This window comes from Rhodoferax sp. P1_F3, assembly GCF_056405715.1.
Map to the genome: position 1 here is coordinate 1 of NZ_JBFUBO010000049.1, position 344 is coordinate 344.

The following is a 344-nucleotide window of genomic DNA, read 5'->3' on the forward strand; positions in this document are numbered from 1 at the left end:
GCAGCAAGCAGCCTCAGTTGGTAATGCAAGAAGTCTGGGGCGTGTTGATCGCCCATACATTGCTGCGACGCTGGATGTGTCTGATGGCCAGGCATGTGGGAGTGCAACCTACCCGCATCAGCTTCCATACCGCGCAGCACGCCATCGTCGGGGCGCTGCGTACCGTGCATTTAGCACGTGCGGGCACACTGCCCCAGCACTTGCAGCGTCTTCTAGACCAGGCCCGCTACTTCGTGCTGCCCGTGCGACGCACGGATCGCAGTTTCCCACGCCAGGTCAAACGCTCTACGCGCAGCAAGTACCCATCAAAAAAATGCCAGTCAGCTCTTAACTGACTGGCATTG

Annotated in this window: 1 pseudogene; it reads left to right on the forward strand. The window is 59.0% G+C overall.

The features are described from left to right. Positions 1-335: pseudogene (locus tag AC1DZ5_RS21575) on the forward strand (IS4 family transposase); the annotation flags it as partial. Positions 336-344 lie beyond the last annotated feature (9 nt).